Origin of the sequence: Ochrobactrum sp. BTU2, from assembly GCF_024539785.1 — a bacterium.
Lineage (GTDB): Bacteria > Pseudomonadota > Alphaproteobacteria > Rhizobiales > Rhizobiaceae > Brucella > Brucella anthropi.
Genome location: NZ_JAHWRG010000001.1, coordinates 817433 through 838572 on the forward strand (window position 1 = coordinate 817433; position 21140 = coordinate 838572).

The window sequence follows — 21140 nt, forward strand, 5'->3', positions numbered from 1 at the left end:
GTTAACGTTGTCATAGCGAGACACACGGATGTGGCGAGAACTTTTGCTCTTTCTGGTAACATTTCATATCCTCCCAAATCTGAAACGTTACAGATATGGTATTCAAAACAATCTCGCTTGCAAGTCCTTAATTTCCAACGAGTGGAATCTGGCGCTCAGGCAGAGTCTAACATATTGATCTTCTGTTGTTTTCCTTAAAGAACTTTTTTGGCGCGAAAGAATCATCTTGTGTTTTATCTCGTAAGATATTCAGCATGAAACACTCAAGACCTATGAATCTGTAACGTTACAGATTGCAACAATCACAAACAAAAAGGGCACTCGTGAGAGCGCCCTTTTTTCGCATTTCGAAATCGACTTGAATCAAGCCACCTTGCTCAAAAGGCCATGCGGATCGAGAACGAATTTCTTCGCAGCGCCCTGATCGAAACTTTCATAGCCCTTTGCCGCGTCCTCAAGTGAAATGACCTGAGCGTTTACGATCTCGGCGATATTCAGGCGCCCATGCAGGATCGCCTGCATCAGCTGGCGATTGTACTTCAGAACCGGTGTCTGTCCGGTATGGAATGACTGCGCCTTGGCCCAACCGAGGCCAAACCGTAACGACAAGCTGCCTTGTTTCGCAGCATTGTCGACAGCACCTGGGTCTTCGGTGACATAAAGCCCCGGAATACCGATTGCCCCGGCGGGACGAGTTATCTCCATCATCTGGTTCAACACGATCGCCGGTTGCTCGCCACCGCTATGACCGCGCGCCTCGAACCCAACAGCATCAATAGCACTATCCACTTCGTTGCTGCCTGTGACTTCTGCAATCATGTCGCCGAGACGATCGCTTGCCGAAAGATCGATTGGTTCGAACCCCACTTTCCGTGCGTGATCGAGCCGTTCCTTGTTGAAGTCACCGACCATAACGACCGCAGCGCCCAGAATGCGAGCGGATGCCGCAGCAGCAAGCCCCACCGGTCCCGCACCCGCGACATATACAACCGAACCAACCCCGACGCCGGCTTTCACCGCACCGTGAAAGCCGGTCGGCAAGATGTCAGAAAGCATCGTCAGGTCGCGGATTTTTTCCATCGCTTGCTCGCGATCGGGGAACTTGAGCAGATTGAAATCGGCATAGGGCACCATGACATAGCGGGCCTGCCCGCCAATCCAGCCTCCCATATCAACATATCCATAGGCGCCACCGGCACGCGACGGGTTGACCGTCAGGCAAACACCTGTGTCCTGGGATTTACAGCAACGGCAGCGACCACAAGCGACATTGAACGGGACTGAAACGATGTCGCCCACATCGAGCATCTCGACATCGCTGCCTTTTTCAATAATTTCACCGGTAATTTCATGCCCCAGCACGAGACCGGGCATCGCAGTCGTGCGTCCGCGAACCATATGCTGGTCGGAACCACAAATATTTGTCGAGATTACCTTCAATATAACGGCGTGGTCCAGCTTCCTCCCGTCCGGTGCCGCTAACGCTGGATCTTCAATATCGCGCACTTCGACTGTCCCGGGCCGCAAATAAACGACGCCACGGTTCTTGCTCATGTCTACCTCCTCCAGGTCGAACAACACTGACAGATTTCAAACAATGCAATGATCGATGGTTTCCGGACGCAAATTGACAACGCCCGTTTCAGGGAGGTTACAGACGGAAAGCGAGCGGTTCAGTCCCAATCGCGACACGTCTCATTCAAATTGAACTTGAGGATTTGGTGCATCACCGTCAATGTGCAGTAAGCTTCATGTTTCCCGCACCGTCATCAAAAATGAAGGCAGGGCCGACAACACGTACACTACGGTCTGTTATGGGAGCAAAAGACGCCGCTGAAGCAGCTACGTCATCATTACGAGTCGGTCGAGCATCTGGCATGGGAACAACGACATTTTTGAGCGCGCGACCACCCTTGCTACTGGCCCGCAGCTCACTGATCTTGTCGACATAACCGGCCCAGTTGCATCTTCTGAAATCACCGCTTCCCTGATAGTTATATGCTGTAGACAACTCGACATAGGGCTTACCGTTCGAGACCGACACCATATCGGCCGTTTCGCCGTTCGGATCATTCAGAACGTAGAGATCGACATTCTCCCCCTGACAAATAAAACGGCATTGTGCCACTGTCTCCGTCACGCTGTCGGACTTCTGAAACTGTGAATGCGGAGCTGGGAAAAGATAACCATCCGACAAACGCACACAATAAGTCAGAGCGCCTTTGATACCATTCGGCACCCATGGCTTGTCGTTCGTTGCGACAGACGCAACTTTGGGACGGTCAGGTTTCACTTTTGCTGCCGGACTGGCAGTCGGTTGTTCTACGCATGATCGGGAAGAAAGCGAACTGGATGAAAGCTGCCGCTGTATTTCAGCTATTCTTTGAGAAAGATCGCGGCAAGGATTGAAAAAACCGCCGCGCTCGTCGCCACCCTTGCAACCACGGCTGCGTTCCAGCGCGCGCAGTGCCGAAAGCTGGCGCTGCGTCATCATATCCGCAGCACCGGCTGCACGCGTGCAGGACGCGGCAGCCAATTGCGGGAAACAGAACAGTCCAATCAAAAGAAGCAAGGCGAAAGATTTTGCCACCACAACACCTTTGAAACCCATAACTTTTGATGATCACCTCACCGACAAGAGCTGACGAGGTGCTTCCATTTCTGAACTCCCTCGTTTGGAGTTCAGCACCTGATCCGGATCCATTTCCGATACCAAAGCGGCCAATGCCAATCGAAGATAAAGCGGCGCATCAGTGCGATCTATCGCTTTCAGCGCAACTCGCGAAATACCGAGAGAGTGGGCCAGCTCCTGCTCGGATGTGTTTAGGGATGCACAGATTCTCGCGAGCTTTTCGTATGCACGTCTACCCATTACCGTTGTTCCCTCCTCTGTCATTACGGCGATCATCTCCGATCGCCATTGCCTTCACCATTTTATATTCAGCCCCAAGTTACCCTCCCATATCCGGTTGCGTTCGCCACCAAGATTGGTCGTGTAGTCTGCAGTCGCAAACAAACTGGCTTTCTCGGTAATATCCAAGGTCAGCCCGCCACCCAGTTCCAGCGATGTGCCCTTGAGATCAGTCACAATCGGATCGGTGGCAAAACGTACAGTCTGATCCGATGAAAAATTCTGCCAGAGATTGGCTTTCAGATATGGCCGTAATTTCCCGACCGAAGTTTCTTGTTCACCTTGCAATCTGAACCCGATCCGGCCCGTCCACGCATCATCTGTATCAAACGCTATCGAGGAATAATGATCAGCCTGATCATCAAGCGAGAGATGCTGCCAGATCAGTTGCGCCTGCGGCTCCAGTGTCCAGCTTTCGCTCAGGGCGAGAGGATAGCCTCCTTCGAGCGAAGCCGTAACCCCATGCCCGTCGAGGTCAATACTCTGACCTTCATTCGAGGTTGCATCACCACCGAACCACGTTCCCATAAGTATGGCGTCGAGATACCAGCCTTGCGGCCCGATATGAGTCCAGTACCCGCCGAAACTCGTACCCGTAACTTCCAGATCGCCAACAGCGAGATCGTTCCAGCCAAGCGCTTGCCCGGTGATATCACCTGTTGCGCGGGCATAACCGAAAAACAGACCGAAACGGTCAAAATGTCCGCCATCCGTTTCGCGACCCAGAATATCCTGTCCCGCCTGAATACCAAAGAGCTTTCCGTCGAGACCCGGTGCAACTGTTCCCCGCCATTTCATATCAATATCCTGCCCGAAGACTCTGCCCCAGCTCGCAGGCAGATATCCGGCAGTTTTCAGCAAATCCTGCTCGCCGCGACGTTCATGAAACGTACCGAGAGTAGAAAGTGCCAGATGGTACGCCACAGGCGGCAATGCTGAATAAACCGGCACTTCCTTGCGATAGAGAGAAATCACGTCGCCCTTAACCCTCGTTGCGCCAGGTGAAGGCGGAACTGCTCCATCGAATGGAAGGACAACATTCTGTTGTTGACCCGTCGTATTGTCGGGTGGATTGGGAGCCTCCGCCGATACGGGAGGCGGAGGCGCATCGGGAGCGGAAGCATCTTCTGTTACCGGAGTTTCTGTATCCGGATCGACAGGCAAAGTCGCTGGAGGCTGCTCGAGTGCGGGTGGCGGCGCAGTTGTTTCGGGCTCTTCCGGCGAAACGGATGTTCCCCCCGTCGAAGCAGGCGGTTCGCTTCCACGAACCAAAGTTGATCTCAGATACCAGTTCTCGGTGGTATTCGCCGTTACACCGCCCTTGAACAGAAAATATTCGTAGGCACCGGCAGCAGCACGACCGTTCAGCGAAAAAGCATTCTGACTGGTGGAACCACCATTCAATGCTTGTACGACCATAATGCCGTCCGCATTTGTTGCAGCGCCTGCCCCACCCGCGTTGGTAACCGCAATGGCGGTATTACCTGATGCAACACCTGTATCGATCACAAGCTTGTCCGAAGGAGCGCCATCAGAAGCCAGAACGGTATCTAAAAACAGAAGACCGTTCTGCCCGACGTAATTGCCCTTGATCGTAAATGCGTCAGTCGTACTCGTCCCGCCATTGGTGAGGTCGATACGCCCGGCGTTGAAAACATTTGCCAGCTGGCCTGAGGCGAATGGGTTCACGCCGCCCTTTGCAGCACCGCCATAAATTGTACTTGTGGCATCAACGTTGAGCGTCCCCGTTCCTGTTCCGGCGTCGCCCAACGTGAGAGCGCTGTCGAAAACAAGGCGCGTATCGTCAGTCAGGTTGACTGTTTCCCAGCTGTCAATACGAGAGACTTTTCCGGTTTTCACATTATTAAACGTGAGGACATCACTCCCCTCGCCGCCGCTAAGCTGCGCAGTAGCGCCTATATTAGCATCAGTAAGATTAGTAAGAACGGCCGTATCATTATCCGGGCCAAGATCAATCTTCCCATAGATAATACCGCCACCATTCCATGAGAATTGGTCATTACCGAAACCGAGCAAAACATCGCCTGCGACTGTGCCACCCGTCATCGTTACACTGTCGGTTCCACTGCTGATGCTTATATTGCCGCCGATCATCCCTCCAGACACGATAATCGTATCATTACCGAGCCCGGCAATCAGATTGCGATCAATTGTTCCGCCGGACATGTTGAAATAATTATTGTCGAGCTTGAGATTGACGCGTCCGATGCGTCCATCCGTCATCACGGCATAATCGCCATCGTCAAAGGCATCGACGATACGTCCACCCGACATAAAAAATTGGTCGTACCCGTTACCCTGATTGAGCGAACCAATCTCGCCGCCCGTTATACGGAACTCGTCAATATCATTTCCCTGACGAACATTGCCTGTAACGCTTCCGCCCGTAATGAGAAAGCTGTTGAGACCATCGCCCTGATTGACATTCCCGACAATCGAACCGGAATGGACTTCCACGCGGTCCACGCCGGAGCCGAACGCTACATCTCCGCTGACGGTGCCTGTTCCTCCAGTCGGCAAAAGCAATGTATTGTTACCATTGAGGTCGGTAAGACCGCCGGAAGATGTGCCGCTGTCGCAAATGAATGTGTCATCACCTAGCGTCGGCGAAAACGAACATGCAGCCATGCCGGGAGTGCTTTGTAGCAAAACCGTTCCTAAGGATATGAGCGCTGTGCTGGACAGAAAACGGATGGCGCGCGAGCCGATGTTGCGACAATGCATTGAAACCCCTCAGCTCTTTGCAGTGCTCTACTCAAAACAATAGAAGGGTATTTTCTTTCATTAGGCAACGTAAAATATCACTTCAAAAGTGAAACTACTTCCACAAAACAAAGATAATCAAAAGTTCAAAGCAACCATATCGATTACCAAAATATGACACCTTTTCTTCCGAGTAAAATAGCATGAAATATATTTTATAGCGTAAACTGCTAATTTTGCTCATATATTCGCCTTGATCCCCCTGAATAGGGGGATTCACACGCTGCCGCACACAGCGCGCTCTGGTTGAAATTGGTTTAAGCAACCGAACACCAACTGGATGTGATCAAAACCTTCAAAACGAGCCCAATATTAACTTTATCTACGAAAACCTCGTCAGCCGGACAGATTTGAACGTCTCTTGACCCAGAATCCGAGAAGCGGATTCATTAACAACTAAATCAATGCAGATTCGCGGGCGAGATGAACGGCAGCACTATGACGAGCAAAGCGGACTTGATCAGAATTAGAACATTCCAGACGGGCGACGCGGACGGTGTTTTTGCTGTAATCCTGCCAATACAACAATGCGAGTTCGACATTCCGATCAGCGCAGACGACCAACCTGATATACGAGACGTGGAGGGGTTCTATCGTCAGGGAAGCGGTGAATTTTGGGTAGCCGAAGCCGATGGTCACATCGTCGGCACCATAGCCCTCAAGGATATAGGGCAAGGTCAGGCTGCTTTGCGGAAAATGTTTGTCGCCAAGGCTTATCGCGGTTCCGAATTCGGTACTGCGCGCAAATTGCTTGCAACGCTCATTTCGCACGCTCACGAACGAGGCGTTACCAAAATATTGCTTGGAACGACCGAGAAGTTTCTGGGCGCACATCGGTTTTATGAAAAGAACGGCTTCGTGGAAATCTCCCATACAGATTTACCGGAAGATTTTCCGCGGATGGCTGTCGATACAAAATTCTATGCAATAGAATTATCTTGAAGCACGCGACCACTCGCCTGCTTCAAGATAAGAGCAGCTTTCCGTCAGCTACGCTTGCGTTCTAGAAGTCGTCCCTATGCCGTATCGATTGCACATAAGCGTAGGCTGTGCCCAGAAGCACAGGAACGATTACCAAAGCGGTCCAGAATAGAATGTTGCTCATCTCTGCCCTCCCTCCCGTGGTGCGTAGCGATGTGCTTTCTGCATTTCTGCAGGCTCTATTCTAACACGTAAGAAGCCATCTTGTTCCAAATTCTTAATGAGGGGTTAACGGCCTCAATTGTTCTGACGGGCGAGTATCACGGCAATCCAGTCGATAAATACCCTGACCCGAGGCGAAAGTTGCCGATCGCGCGGATATACAACAGATACCGGTGACGAGCTGGGCGGATAAGCGCCGAGTATCTGCACCAGTTTTCCGCCAGCGATATGCTTCATCGCATGATAGCGAGGTATCTGAATGATCCCAAGGCCCAAGCTGGCCGCAGCCGTATAGCTTTCAGCGGCATTGACCGAAACCGGAGCCGGTATCGTCACTGTTCGCAACTTGCCGTCGACCATAAATTCCAGGGGCATACGGGCTATGCTGCCGCTGGCTCGGAAGCCGATCATCTGATGGCCATCAGTCAGTTGATCTGGATGCTGGGGCTCTCCAAATCGTGCAAGATAGGAAGGAGACGCGACAGTAACCTCATCCAGCATCGCAACACGCCGGGCAATCATGTCGCTATCCTGCAGGAGACCCACACGCAGAACGCAATCGATACCCTCCCGAACCGGATCGACGAACCGATCGCCCTCGGTCATATAAAGTTCAATATCCGGATATTTTTCCAGAAAAGCTGGCAATTCCGGTAGCAGAAAATGCCGCGCAAGCGTGCCCTGCACTTCCACCCGAAGCAAACCTCTCGGCATTGCGCCAGAAAATCCGCCTTCGGCATCCTCGATACTAGCTATGATTTCTATGCAGCGCTGATAATAGGCCTGACCATCAAGCGTTGGATTAACGTGACGCGTAGTGCGCAAGAACAATTGCGTGCCCAATCGTCTTTCGAGCTGCTTGATCGCGTCAGTAACTGTCGAACGCGGAATCCCTAGATCTTCCGCCGCCAATGTGAAACTGCGTCGTTCCAGTACACGGGTAAAAACCCGCATCGCATCAAACCGGTCCATCTGATTGTTCGCTACTTTCGGATAGTAATGACAAATAATGCCGGATTAAACGATGTTAGAAAAGTGCGATCTTGCTGAGGGTTGTACAAACCCAAACCACCGGAACGGAGCAGACAATGTCCGATATGAAAAACAAGGTTGCCATCGTTACTGGAGCATCGCGCGGCATTGGCGCTGCCATTGCCGAAAGACTGGGTCGCGGCGGCTTTACTATCATCGTCAACTATGCGGGCAATGCTGCTCTTGCTGATGCCGTGGTCAGCAAGATCGAGGCATCAGGCGGCATTGCGCGAGCAGCACAGGCTGATGTTGCCGATCCTGTCGCAGTAAAGAGAATGTTCGATGCGGCCGAAGACGCTTTCGGCGGCGTAGATGTTCTCGTCAACAATGCCGGTATCATGACCCTGTCGCCTCTCGCCACAACAGAGGACGTAGATTTCGACAAGCTCGTTTCGGTCAACCTCAAGGGCACCTTCAATACCATGCGGGAGGCTGGCAAACGCCTCCGCAACAATGGGCGTATCATCAATTTTTCTACCACTGTCGTCGGCCTGAAACTGGAAAACTACGGTGTTTATGCTGCAACCAAGGCCGCAGTCGAAACGCTGACGGCCATCATGGCCAAGGAAATGCGCGGTCGAAACATCAGCGTCAATGCCGTTGCGCCCGGCCCCACTGCGACCGATCTCTTTCTCGATGGAAAATCCGAAGAGCTGGTCGCACGCATGGCCAAGATGAGCCCGCTCGAACGTCTGGGGACCCCGAAAGACATTGCAGGGGTGGTTGCGTTCCTGGCCGGACCCGACGGTGCATGGGTAAATGGCCAGATACTGCGCGCCAATGGTGGGATCATCTAGATTACCCGTGCACGCTCTGCGAGGCATTTACCTCGTAGAGCGTATTATTCCCTAAACTTATCCCAATAGTTGTAGATAATCCCTATTCGCCTTGACAGTTTGTCGCGGTGAGGCTTCACATGAGCCGGATTCTTTTCGCCTTTTCTAATAGAATTGGAAATGGCACCGGTCGTCGTGAGGGGATGCAAATGCTTATTGGTTTCAACCGGCTTTTCTGGGCCTTTGCAGTCACAGCTTGCCTGTCGGCAGCTCCACACACTACACAAGCTGCCGAAACCCGGCGGATAGAGATCACCAAAGATAGCGATTATTTCGGCTTCGACTTGCGTACGGAAAAGAATGTCTCGCTCGACCAGTGCAAAAACATTTGTCTGGGCGACAATGCATGCCTCGCCTTCACCTATAATCCGAAGGTCAAGTGGTGCTTCTTGAAATCCGATTTCAACAAACTCAATCAGTCCGTTGGCTCCATTGCAGGTAAGGTCGTCACGCAATCCGCTGCAGCCCGCGAAGTTGAAGATATTGGCGCTCCGCCCAGCATCTCGTTCTTTGCCACCAATCTGGTTGACGAAGCCCGTCGTCTGAAGCGCGAAATCAATGGCCTTGAAAGCTCCGACAGCCTGCGCACTTTGCGAAATGAAGCAGGTGCAGCGGGCCTGAATGGCGATCCGCGCACGGCGATGGAAAAGTTCCGCCTGGCTGCCAGCATGTCGCCGGATGAAAGCGAAATCTGGACCGGATATGCGCTTTCGGCGCTTGCGACCGAGCCGTCCAATGGTCAGGAACGCTCCAAATTCCAGCGCGATGCGACGTCGGCTTCGTGGTTTGCCTATCAGGCTTCACGCACCAAGGATGAGCGCGCGCAAGCGCTTGCCGTCATGGCGCAGGTACTCGAAAAGCGCGATGCATCGCGCCCGGCCTTGCAGGCTTATGAAGCGAGCCTTGATCTCGTCAATTCCGCATCCGTTCGTGCAGTCTATGAAGATCTGAAAGCCCGCAAAGGCTTCCGCATCGTCAACAACACGGTCGATAATGATAATGCCGCCCCGCGCATTTGCGCGCAGTTCTCGGAAGAACTGGTCAAGAGTGGTGTCGATTATTCAAGCTTCGTCAAGCTTGACAATGGCGCGCCGCAGGCAGTTGAAGCCAAGGATCGCCAGATTTGCGTCGAGGGTCTGGAACATGGCCGCAATTATACGGTGACGTTCCGTCAGGGTCTGCCATCGGCTGTTGGCGAAGTGCTGCCAGCTCCGGTCAATCTTTCGATCTATGTGCAGGACCGCGCGCCATCGGTGCGCTTTACCGGCGACAGCTTCGTGCTGCCTGCGAAAGCCCGTCGCGGCATTCCGCTGGTCAGCGTCAATTTGAGCACAGCCAAGGTCAAGCTCTACCGCGTCGGCGACCGTTCGCTGGCACAGCTCCTTTCCGGCTACCAGTTCCTGCGCCAGTTAGACAGCTACGATATCAGCACGGTTTCCGAACAGATGGGTGCACCTGTCTGGGAAGGTGAGATCGAGGTTGCAGGCAATGAGCTGAACAAGGAAGCAACGACCAGTTTCCCGGTTGATGAAGCACTGCCGGAACGCAAGCCGGGCGTCTATGTGCTGACTGCTGAGCCGCTGGTTCAGAAGTCCGATGATGAATATGGCACCAAGGCAACACAGTGGTTTGTTGTTTCCGACATCGGCCTTTCGACCTATACCGGACAGGACGGCATCAATGTGTTTGCCCGTTCGCTGGAAAGCGCAGAGCCACTTAAAGGCGTGAAGCTGACGCTGCTGGCACGCAACAACGAAGTGCTGGGCGAAGCGACCACCGACAGCGATGGTCGGGCGACGTTTACGCCGGGACTGACACGCGGCACAGACGGCATGGTGCCAGCGGTGCTGATGGCGAGCGGGGATGATGAGGATTTCACATTCCTAGATATGGCGCGCGCTGGTTTTGATTTGTCTGACCGCGGCGTGACGGGCCGTGCCGTGCCGAAAGCGCTTGATCTTTATGCATGGACAGAGCGCGGTATCTATCGTGCTGGCGAAGTTGTGCATGTGGGTGCGCTTGCGCGTGACGACACCGCAACTGCAATTGATGATCTGCCGCTCACCTTCATCTTTACGCGTCCCGATGGCGTGGAAGATCGCCGTCTTGTTTCCGACAGCAAACTGGCCGGTGGTCATGCCATCGACCTGACCTTGCCGTCGAACGCCATGCGCGGCACCTGGAATGTTTCGGTCTATACCGATCCCAAGCAGCCAGCGATTGCCACGCAGATGTTCCTGGTTGAAGATTTCGTGCCGGACCGGATCGAGTTCGATTTGACGTCTGACAAGCCGGAAATCGCTGTTGGCGAAACTGCCAATATCACCGTGGACGGTCGTTTCCTCTATGGTGCGCCTGCCGCCGGTCTTGCGCTTGAAGGCGAAGTCACGCTTTCGACCAAGCGTCAGTGGGACCGTTTCAAGGGCTATTATTTCGGCCTCGCCGATGAAGAACAGGGCGAAGCCACGCGCCTGCCGCTCGATGGCCTGTCAAAAGTTGATGAGAATGGCAAGGCGACTTTCCCGGTTACAATCGATGAAATGCCGTCAACAACGCGCCTCGTAAATGCAGCCGTCACCGTTCGCATGCGCGAAACCGGCGGTCGTGCGGTTGAGCGTAAGATCGATGTGGCCATTCAGCCGGAAACCGATCTCATCGGCATTCGCCCGGATTTTGCTAGCGATGAAGTTCCGCAGGGCGGAACCGCTAAGTTCAGTGTAATCGCATCTGACAGCAAGGGTGATCGCAAGGCGCTCGACGGCGCACAATGGTCGCTGGTCAAGATCGAGCGTAATTATCAGTGGTATCGTAGCGGCAACAGCTGGAATTACGAGCCGGTGACGTTCACCAAGGCGGTTTCCAACGGCAAGATTGACCTTACAATCGATAGCGAAGCTGAAATCAGCCTGCCGGTTGATTGGGGTCGTTACCGTCTGGAAATCGAAACAGCTGATGCTTCGGGCCCGGCCACAAGCTATGAATTTGATGCGGGCTGGTTTGTCAGCTCAACCTCGACCGAAACACCGGACGGGCTCGAAATCGCGCTCGACAAGGAACATTATGCGGCGGGTGACACGGCAGAACTGAAAATCTCCCCGCGTTTTGCCGGTGAGTTGCTCATCACCATTGGTGCGGAAAAGCTGCTCCAGACCATCACGGCCAGTGTGCCGGAAGGTGGCACGACCATCGATATTCCGGTTGGTGAGGATTGGGGTGCGGGCGCCTACGTTACGGCAACTTTGTTCCGTCCGGGTGAGGCTATTGAAAGCCGTATGCCTGCGCGTGCGATTGGTCTTAAATGGCTGAAGGTCGATCCTGCCGACAAGCAGCTTGCTGTCAAGCTGACCCCGCCTGAAAAGATCACGCCGCGCTCCACACTTTCCATCCCTGTTTCGGTTGAAAATGCGGGTGGCGAACAGGCCTATGTCATGGTCGCGGCAGTCGATGTCGGCATTCTCAATCTGACACGCTATCAGCCGCCGAACCCTGAAAACTGGTTCTTCGGCCAGCGTCAGCTGGGCCTTGAAATGCGCGATATGTATGGTCGCCTGATCGATGGTTCGCTCGGCGTCACCGGCAAGCTGCGCACAGGTGGCGATGGTGGCAATATGGCAGCGGAAGGCAGTCCGCCCACCGAAAAGCTGGTTGCGCTGTTCTCCGGTCCGGTTGAACTCGACAGCGACGGCAAGGCAACAGTCACTTTCGACATACCGCAGTTCAACGGCACCGCGCGCGTCATGGCGGTAGCATGGACAAAGAAGGCTGTCGGCCACGCCGTCACCGATGTCATCATCCGCGATCCGGTGGTTATTACCGCTGGTGTGCCGCGCTTCATGGCCCCCGGCGATCAGGCCAATATCCGCTTCGATATTGCCAATACGGATGCACCGGATGGCGATTATCGTGTGAGCTTAGAGACCACCGATAATCTCGGTGTCGAGGTTGGCTCCTATCCTGAAAGCATCGCGCTTAAAGGTGGCAAACGGCAGTCGATCACCGTTCCACTCAATGCTGTGGCAACGGGTGCGGGTGGTGTGACGATCCGGCTTTCCAACGATGCAGGCCTCAATGTTGAACAGGCCTTGGCATTGCCGGTGCGTCCGATCGATCTGCCGGTCACGAGCCGCCATGTCGTCAATCTCACGGCCAATGGCGGAAGCCTGAAAGTCGACGGCGGCCTTCTGTCGGAAAGCCTGCTTGATGGTGCTTTTGTCAGCGTTGGTGTGACGCGAAGTGCTGCATTTGATGTGCCAGCGCTTTTGATGGCGCTCGACCGCTATCCGTATGGCTGTACCGAGCAGACCACCAGCCGCGCAATGCCGCTGCTCTATTTGAGCGAAATGGCGGCAGGTACAGAAGCAGCTGCGGGTCTGGAAAGTCAGGAAGAGCTCAAGAAGCGCGTACAGGATTCCATTTTCCGCGTGCTGAACAACCAGTCTTCGAGCGGTTCGTTTGGCCTCTGGTCGCCGGGATCGGGTGATCTCTGGATGGACGCCTATGTGACCGACTTCCTCACGCGTGCCCGTGAAAAGGGTTATGACGTGCCGCAGCAGGCGATGCTCTCCGCACTTGCCAATCTGCAGAACGCGCTCGGCTATACCACCGACGTCAAGGAACGCGGCAACGACATTGCCTATGCGCTCTATGTTCTCTCCCGCAACAAGAAGGCTTCCGTTGGCGATCTGCGTTACTTCGCCGATACCCAGCTCGAAAACTTCGCAAGCCCGATGGCCGTTGCCCAGCTTGGTGCTGCACTTGCCCTTTATGGTGATCAGCCGCGCTCTGAACGCGTATTCAATTCGTCGCTCCAGCTCGCAACCAGCCAGTCCAGCTACGATTATAATCGCTCGGATTATGGTTCGCCGCTGCGTGATGGCGCGGCAATGCTGGCGCTTGCTGCGGAAACCAAACCTGCGCCGAAAGTGCTGCCGTCGCTGATTACGCTGGTCGAGTTCCAACGTGAGCGCGCGCGTTATCTGAGCACGCAGGATCAGGCATGGATGCTGCTTGCAGCACGCGGGCTTCAGGATGACAATGGTGCAATCAGCCTCGACATCAATGGCACAGCGCATCAGGGCGCGTTCTCCGAGCGTCTCAATGGTGCAGCCCTTGAAGCACAGCCGCTGGTCGTCACTAACAAGGGTCAGGGTTCGGTTGATGCGGTCGTGACCGCAGTTGCACCGCCTGCGCAGTCACTGCCTGCGGGTGGAGAAGGTTTCAACATCGAGCGTACTTATTATACGCTTGATGGCGAGCCGGCCAATGTCACCGGGGTCAATCAGAATGAGCGCTATGTTGTTGTTCTGAAAATCGACGACCTGCAGGAATGGCAGTCGCGTCTGCTTGTGACCGATCTGCTGCCAGCTGGTTTCGAGATCGACAATCCGGGCCTTGTTTCCAGTGCTGATCTTGGCAATTTCCCATGGCTTGAAAGCACGCAAGCGGCCCACCTCGAATTCCGCAATGATCGTTTTGTGGCTGCTTTCGACCGCTCCGCAGGCGAGAAGAAGCCGATCACGCTCGCTTATGTGGTGCGTGCGGTGACGCCGGGTCTTTACACCCATCCGGCGGCAACGGTTGAGGATATGTATCGTCCGCAATTTGCAGCGCGCACGGCAACGGGTATGATGGAGGTGGCCGCGCCATAGCGCGGCCAGACGAATGAAAAGGCGGTGGAAAATAGCGATTGGCGGTGCCGCGTTTCTCGGCATCGCCGCTGTAGGAACGGTTGCTGGGCTTGACTGGCTCGACCGCGCTTATCCTCCGCCTTTGCCGGAACGGCTGACCATTTCCACCGAAGTCATGGATCGTGACGGCGCTTTGCTCCGCGCCTATGCAACGCCGGACGGCTATTGGCGGCTCAATACACGGATTGAGGATGTCGATCCGAAATTCGTGAAAATGCTGATCGCCTATGAGGACAAGCGGTTCTACGATCATGGCGGTATTGATGGCTGGGCGCTGTTGCGCGCCGCTTATCAGCTTGCAGGGAGTGGTCGTATTGTTTCCGGCGGCTCCACACTGTCCATGCAACTTGCCCGCCTGATCGAACCTCGCGAAAGCCGCAGCTTCGGCTCCAAGTTCCGACAGCTGGCGCGTGCAATCCAGATCGAACGGCGGTTAAGCAAGTCTGAAATTCTTGAACGCTATCTGACGCTTGCACCTTATGGCGGCAATCTGGAGGGCGTGCGGTCGGCATCACTTGCCTATTTTGACAAGGAGCCGCTTCGCCTCACCACTTCGGAAGCAGCACTTCTTGTGGCTCTGCCGCAATTGCCTGAACGCCGCCGCCCGGATCGCGAGATGAAGAACGCGGTTGCCGCGCGGGATCGTGTGTTAACACGCATGGTAACCTCTGCAGTTTTCACCAGCGAGGAAGCCGAACGTGCATCGCGTGAGCGCATATCCGCGACGCGTCATCCGCTGCCTGCATTGGCCGCCCACTTTGCCGATCTCGCATTGAAGCCGGCACCGACCGAGGCTCGGCATCACCTGACGCTTAAGAAGTCGGTGCAGGCTGGGCTTGAAGTTGTGGCACGCGAAGCTGCTGCGAAGCTTGGGCCAAAAGTATCGGTCGCCATGGTGCTGGCCGACAGTCGCAACGGCAATATCTTAGGCGAAGTCGGCTCCGCTGATTATTTTGATGGCAAGCGGCAGGGCTGGATCGATATGACCCGCGCCGTGCGCTCGCCCGGTTCAACGTTAAAACCTTTCATCTATGGGCTGGCCTTCGAGCAGGGACTGATTGCGCAGGAAACCATCATTGAGGACCGCCCGCAGGATTTTGCAGGCTATCGTCCACGCAATTTTGATATGAGCTATCAGGGCGATGTCAGCATCCGTCAGGCGCTGCAAATGTCACTGAATGTTCCGACCATCAGTCTGCTTGATGCTGTCGGTCCTGCACGGCTCACGACGCGCATTCGTCAGGCGGCGGTTAATCTGCAACTGCCGAAAGGCGAAGCGCCGGGACTGGCTATCGGCCTTGGTGGCGCGGGCATCAGCCTGCGCGATCTGGTGCAGCTTTATACAGGCCTTGCCAATGGCGGTCGCGGTGCAGCCCTTCGTGACGGCACCGAAGGTACCGAGCCGGTGCAGCCATCGGCTCCTATTCTGAGCGAGCAGGCATCGTGGCAGATTGGCGATATTCTGGCCGGTGTCGTGCCGCCGCAGGGTGCTAAACGCCTCGGCCTCGCTTACAAGACCGGCACGTCCTATGGATATCGTGATGCATGGTCGGTCGGTTATGACGGGCGTTATGTGCTGGGTGTCTGGGTCGGGCGTGCCGATGGTGGCTCGGTGCCGGGACTCGCGGGCTATGTTTCGGCGGCTCCAATCCTGTTTGAAGCCTTTGTACGTTCAGGGGTTGCGTCAGTGCCGCTGCCGCGTGCGCCTGCTGGCGCATTTCGCACGGCACGCGCCGATCTTCCGGTGACGCAGATACGTTTTTCGTCTGCGAGCGATCCTCTGCCGGTTCTCAAAGCCACGATTGAGCCTGCACCGCGCATCGTGTTTCCACCTGATGGCGCGCATGTCGAATTGAAAGCCCTGACCGACAATGCATCGCCGCTGGTGCTGAAATTACAGGGCGGACGCGCACCGTTTCGCTGGCTTGCCAATGGCAAGCCCATTGCTGAGATCGAGCGGCGGCGGACAACAAACTGGCAACCGGACGGAACCGGATATTCAACGTTGACCGTGGTTGACGCTGCCGGACGGGCCGCCAGCGTCAACATTTTCGTAGAATAACGGCTACTGGGCCGCTTCTGATAGAACGGTGTTTTCCGCAGCTTTCTTCTCCAGCGACATGACTTTCAAATTGCCGGAAAACAGGATGCCGGTTATCGGAAGCACCGGCTCCACAGGCAGTTCCTCGTGATGGGCACTATCTTTGGGAACATGCAGCTTATGTTCCATACCCTCTTCGGCACCAGATAGAATAAGTGCCACATTCCCGCGTGCTTCCAGCAATTTAATGCCGTAAAGAAACTCAAAGCTCAGCATCGAAACGAGGAATTTATAGGTTCCATCGCGCACGCCACCCTTCATCATGGCGGCGCGGTGGACATCCTCGCCCATCGCCACATCAAGTGGTGGAATGCGCGGATCACAGACATAGCCAAGCGCCAGCAGTTGTCCGTTATCAACCTCAAAGCGCATTTGGTCTGAACCAAGATCGAGCGCCGAGATCGAGAATCGACGATTGCTGTATTGGACCGGAACGCGCCCCAGCCGCTTGCAAAGCTGCTCGCCGCTCAAGGCACGCGCATTGGCGAAATGGTCCGGATCGATGGCGAATGGCAGCGCCTTCGGACGATGCGGAACAGACAAGGCCGGTTCGAGAACATCTGCAATCAAGTTCGCAACGATGGTTGTCGAAACTGGGCGCGCATAATGACCCTGATCGAGATAGAAAGCCGGATTGCTTACGACATCACGGCCATATTGCTGCATCAGCATTCGCGAGACATCGGCTGAGATCGTTCCGTACCATTGCGAAATGTAATTGATGCCTGCATCAATCGAGGGAACGGAATTCAGAAATGAGCCATTGCGCGCGCCGAACACGAGCGTTGCAATCCGCAAGTTCGGATTGCGTTCAAGCGCGTAACGAATGATCCCCTCGTAAAACCGTGCCCAATGGCGGAATGGACGCCGTTCATCGCCATAAACGAAGGCATCGTTGATCGCATATTCGATCAGCAACAGCTCACACTCTTCGAGCTGTTCAAACTGCTTGAGCTGATAAAGGCCAAGAGCACTCGTCGTGCCCCCAACCGCGAGATCAGCGACGATATCGAGTTCCACGCCGCGTTTCGCCATCGTCGATAAAAGCGTCGGCAGATAGCCGGGCAGCATGACGGTGTTTGAACCACCGATGATTACAGTCTTGAGTTTCATTTCGTCACCGTTGCAGCCTTACCGGCTGGCGTTAGCAAACCGCAACGCCACACACCGTAAGTGCTTGCATCCCAATCAAAATAATAAGCAGCTGCGATCTGGCCGCTGTCCATCATCTGCCGAAAACGGTCGCGTGCCTTCTCGACCAGTTGTTCACGATTATTGTCATTGGCCGGACAGGCTTTTGAGGTATTTGCGAAGCCCCATTCGGTGATCCAGCAAGGCTTGCCATCTGCTCCACCACAGAAAGAAAGTGCGCTGCTGATATGCTTCGCGCGCGCAGCCCGCGTGCCGCTGCTGCCGGGATAGATGTGAATGCCGTAGCCATCAGCAGCGTCATTAAGACCATATTTCTTGAGGAGGTCAGTAAAGACGGCGGGGTCAACAGTGTCTATCCCGCGCCGGTCGGCATCGATGAAGGGGATATCGGACAAGCCCGCAGATACGACCTTTGCCTTGGTGCTATGCCTGGTTTTCGCCAGCTCTGTCCGGACAATACGCAGAAGTTCGACGTATTTTTCAGCACCCTTTTCGACCAGAGGACGCTCCTCCATCTCGCTTAAAGAGCGGGCAGTCTTCATCTTTTCCTTGGGCAGAATGGCAAGATCGCCATTATAAGCACCCCAATTGATCTCATTGCCGGGTTCAGCGGCGACCAGCGGCACCCCCAGTGCATCGATCTTCTGCAAGGCATCGCCTATTGCCTGCTGAAAGCGCTCGGGAGATATGTCGGAAAGCCGATACATGTCCCAGATACGCCCACGCCCGGAACGGGGCTTCGTTCCTTCAGGATAGAAGTCTGCATTGTTGAGCGATATTTCGAGCAGGATCGCGAGACCTTTTTCATGCGCAAGACGCACGGCATCTATACTCTGATCAACCGGTCGAGTGAGTGACAGCCGAACCGCCACCACGCCGTTTTCGACCATCTGATCGAAGATCTGTTTGCGCTCTGCCGGCTTGAGCCAGGCCATGTTGACCCGGTTGACGCCAAAGCGCGTATCGGCAAAAGCGCTCTGAGGTTGGGCTGCGAACAACATGCCGCCTAAAAGCGCCACCGTTGCCACTATCCCGCCCCCAATGCTCTTGCGCGTTTGCATCATCGGATACCAATATCCTTCAGCGCGCCGCTGAAATTTGCTTCACATTCCGAATAGCGATTGATGGCCGCTGGCACATCGATCCTGGAAAGGAAATCGCGCAGATAGGCTTTTTTCTGCGGCTCGCGGTTCCAGACGCTCGCATCGATATGCGGAAAGCCGACAAAACCAAGCATTTCGCGCATACGGTCATCGACTGCGATCATCAGTCCCGGGACACCCGACTGCATTCCGATAATCGTGCCATGGAAACGGCGGCTCAGGCCGAAATCCTGACTGGAAATCCAGCTGCGCCATTTGTGCGTATCAAAGAACACCAGCAGCTCGTTCTTGCGCTGCCATTTTTCCATGTGTTTGTAATCAACGGGTGCGGTGATGCGGCTTGCGGCCTGATCATAGGCTTCGGAATGGTCTTCGCCAGCCATATTCATATTGTAGACGATCACCTCGTCCTGAATGACGTAGCTCGCAACGCTGTCCTTTTCGAGCAGCGCGTGGGCGTCGACAATCGTATCTGCAACACTGCCGAGATAACCGCCAAAGGAGATTTTCTGCGCATCTGCAAGGCTAGGATCGGCAAGGCGGCTCAGCGAGAGCTTCATCTGATCCGGCGCATAATAAAGCGATGGGCAGCCCGTCGGGCGGACATATTTCATGCCCGCATCTTTCAGGAACTCTTCGGTGAAATGCCCGCGCGTGAGGAAGAAACTTTCCTTCCGGCGCAGAATTTCAAGGAACCGTCGTGTGCCTTCTGGCAACTCCGCTTTCAGATTTTCCTTCTTCTGAATACCGATGCCCATGACCACAATCGGCATGTTCAGCTTTTCAAAGACGAAGGATTCCGTCGTTGCCGCATAACCGGGCCGCAGAAGGTTGGCTGAAGCAAACAGGCAAAGATCAAAGCTTTCGTTGAGCTTCGCATAGGTGTCAGGCGAATTGAGGCTGTTGGCCAGATGCCAGAACGGCACATAGGTCACATCATGGCCGCGCACGGCATTGGCAGCACCTTCACCAATGAGGTAATTGCCCGTATTGGCAATCTTCTTGACCTGATCGATCACATCCTTTTTGGTGCGAATGGGCTCGAAATATGGGCGATGCTTTACGCTCGCCCCGGACACACTTTCGACTGTCCGCATCAAATAGGACGGAATGCCGGTGATCATAATGCGCATGGTGATCCATCTTCGCTTAAATTAAGAAAATTGCTCGATTAGGCTTGAGATTACCCAACGCCAATCTCTGAAAGCACGCTTCGGAAATTGCGTTCTCGCGCCGAATAGTTTTCGATGACTTCGCGGATATTCATCGCGGCGATGTGGTCGCTCACGAAAGCCCGGCGATCATTGGCAGCGTTGAGATCACGCGCATCGATTTTCGGAAGGCCTGAGAAGTTCAGCATCTCACGCATACGATCATCAACCGCAACCATCAGGCTTGGAACACCTGCCTGCATCGAGATGATATTTCCATGGAAGCGGCGACCGAAGGAGAAATCCATAGTCGAGCACCAGGCGCGCCATTGATTTGTATCGAGAAAGGCGTGAACGCTGATCTTCTTCTTGAGATCGTCTGAACCCTTATAGGTCAGCGGACCGACAAGTTCGCCAGTTGTGGAATCGTAGGCGCGTCCATTGGCATCGGATTCAAGCTGCATGTCGAAGTGTAGCAACTCATCCTGAATGACATAGGCAGAACGGCCGTCATCCGAACTCAGCGCGTTCATGTCGCCAATGGTTTCAAGTTCCGCACCCATATAGCCGGTGAAAACGGTACGGCCTTCACCCACCTTCACATCGGGCAGACGGCTGATCGCCTTGCGCATATTATCGGGACGGAAATAGAGCGACGGACAGCCGACCGGACGGACATAGGAAAAGCCTTGATCGCGGAGATATCCGGCTGCATTTTCGCCGCGCGTGAGGAAATAATGCTCGCGGGATTTGAGCACTTCCAAAAGCTTCTTCGTGCCCGCTGGCAGGCCGTCTTCGCCTTCAATGTCAGGGCGGTTCTGGATGCCGATGCCAAGCATGACGACGGGCATATTAAGTTTGGATAGAACAAGCGCTTCCGCATCCGCAGACAGTCCTTTGCGCAGAAGGTTTGCGCAGGTGAAGACGCAGATATCGAATTCCTTGTTGATCTCTTCGAGACCCGTTCCATTGTTGACGCAATTATACAGATGCCAGAACGGAATGTGCTTGGCGCTCGGCAGAAGCGCCGTCATCGCACCTTCACCGATCAGATAATTGCCGGTATTGCTGATATTTTTCAGCTCCTGGATAAACTTATCCTTCGGCTCCGAATTCGGCTGCTTTTCGGAATAATAAATCTGTGCCTTGTCCGCACGTTGGATAAAACGCGTCAGATAGCTTGGGATACCGGTGACAAGAATACGTGGGTTGGTTGGGCGGCTCATAGGTCGACCTTTCT

At 54.6% G+C, this 21140-nt stretch carries 12 protein-coding genes; 4 read left to right on the top strand and 8 right to left on the bottom strand.

All coding sequences use genetic code 11. The features are described from left to right. Window positions 1-363 precede the first annotated feature (363 nt). The 3 genes from fdhA to KWJ32_RS03840 all read right to left on the bottom strand — a co-directional run bounded on the left by fdhA (window position 364) and on the right by KWJ32_RS03840 (window position 5656). Window positions 364-1554 carry a formaldehyde dehydrogenase, glutathione-independent gene (gene fdhA, locus KWJ32_RS03830; protein WP_012092875.1) on the bottom strand — a complete coding sequence of 397 codons (1191 nt, stop codon included), beginning with the start codon at window positions 1552-1554 and terminating at the stop codon, window positions 364-366. 178 nt (window positions 1555-1732) lie between these two features. Beyond that, window positions 1733-2494, bottom strand: coding sequence for a DUF2865 domain-containing protein (locus KWJ32_RS03835; RefSeq protein WP_231771499.1), 762 nt, complete (start codon window positions 2492-2494; stop codon window positions 1733-1735). A 432-nt stretch (window positions 2495-2926) separates the two neighbouring features. Next, a complete protein-coding gene (locus tag KWJ32_RS03840; RefSeq protein WP_012092873.1) occupies window positions 2927-5656 on the bottom strand; it encodes an autotransporter domain-containing protein in 2730 nt (909 codons plus the stop codon). A gap of 477 nt (window positions 5657-6133) precedes the next feature. Here KWJ32_RS03840 and KWJ32_RS03845 point away from each other — a divergent pair, with 477 nt between their 5' ends. Further along, window positions 6134-6637: a GNAT family N-acetyltransferase gene (locus KWJ32_RS03845; RefSeq protein WP_040128713.1), complete on the top strand. Its 504-nt coding sequence runs from the start codon at window positions 6134-6136 to the stop codon at window positions 6635-6637. 276 nt (window positions 6638-6913) lie between these two features. Here KWJ32_RS03845 and KWJ32_RS03850 read toward each other — a convergent pair whose 3' ends face one another. Beyond that, window positions 6914-7810: a LysR family transcriptional regulator gene (locus KWJ32_RS03850; protein ID WP_012092871.1), complete on the bottom strand. Its 897-nt coding sequence runs from the start codon at window positions 7808-7810 to the stop codon at window positions 6914-6916. 116 nt (window positions 7811-7926) lie between these two features. On the opposite strand from KWJ32_RS03850, the gene KWJ32_RS03855 reads away from it, so the two are divergent. The 3 genes from KWJ32_RS03855 (at window position 7927) to pbpC (ending at window position 16455) form a co-directional block, all read left to right on the top strand. Then, entirely contained in the window at window positions 7927-8667 is a 741-nt protein-coding gene (locus tag KWJ32_RS03855) for an SDR family oxidoreductase (protein ID WP_012092870.1), read from the top strand. Between the two features lie 188 nt (window positions 8668-8855). Further along, complete coding sequence (locus KWJ32_RS03860) at window positions 8856-14354, top strand: alpha-2-macroglobulin family protein (RefSeq protein ID WP_012092869.1); 5499 nt, start codon at window positions 8856-8858, stop codon at window positions 14352-14354. A gap of 13 nt (window positions 14355-14367) precedes the next feature. Continuing rightward, window positions 14368-16455 (top strand): penicillin-binding protein 1C, encoded by a 2088-nt coding sequence (gene pbpC, locus KWJ32_RS03865; RefSeq protein ID WP_012092868.1) that lies wholly within the window; start codon window positions 14368-14370, stop codon window positions 16453-16455. 3 nt (window positions 16456-16458) lie between these two features. Here pbpC and KWJ32_RS03870 read toward each other — a convergent pair whose 3' ends face one another. The 4 genes from KWJ32_RS03870 to KWJ32_RS03885 are packed head-to-tail and all read right to left on the bottom strand — an operon-like array spanning window position 16459 to window position 21126. Then, a complete protein-coding gene (locus KWJ32_RS03870) occupies window positions 16459-17607 on the bottom strand; it encodes an SGNH/GDSL hydrolase family protein (protein WP_151609533.1) in 1149 nt (382 codons plus the stop codon). Continuing rightward, complete coding sequence (locus KWJ32_RS03875) at window positions 17604-18710, bottom strand: glycoside hydrolase (RefSeq protein ID WP_151609535.1); 1107 nt, start codon at window positions 18708-18710, stop codon at window positions 17604-17606. Before KWJ32_RS03875 ends, KWJ32_RS03870 begins: the two co-directional genes overlap by 4 nt. Next, a complete protein-coding gene (locus KWJ32_RS03880) occupies window positions 18707-19882 on the bottom strand; it encodes a polysaccharide pyruvyl transferase family protein (protein ID WP_151609536.1) in 1176 nt (391 codons plus the stop codon). The genes KWJ32_RS03875 and KWJ32_RS03880 overlap by 4 nt, the downstream gene beginning before the upstream one ends. A gap of 50 nt (window positions 19883-19932) precedes the next feature. Continuing rightward, on the bottom strand, window positions 19933-21126 hold the full coding sequence (locus tag KWJ32_RS03885; protein ID WP_151609538.1) for a polysaccharide pyruvyl transferase family protein: 1194 nt from the start codon (window positions 21124-21126) through the stop codon (window positions 19933-19935). Window positions 21127-21140: the final 14 nt, after the last annotated feature.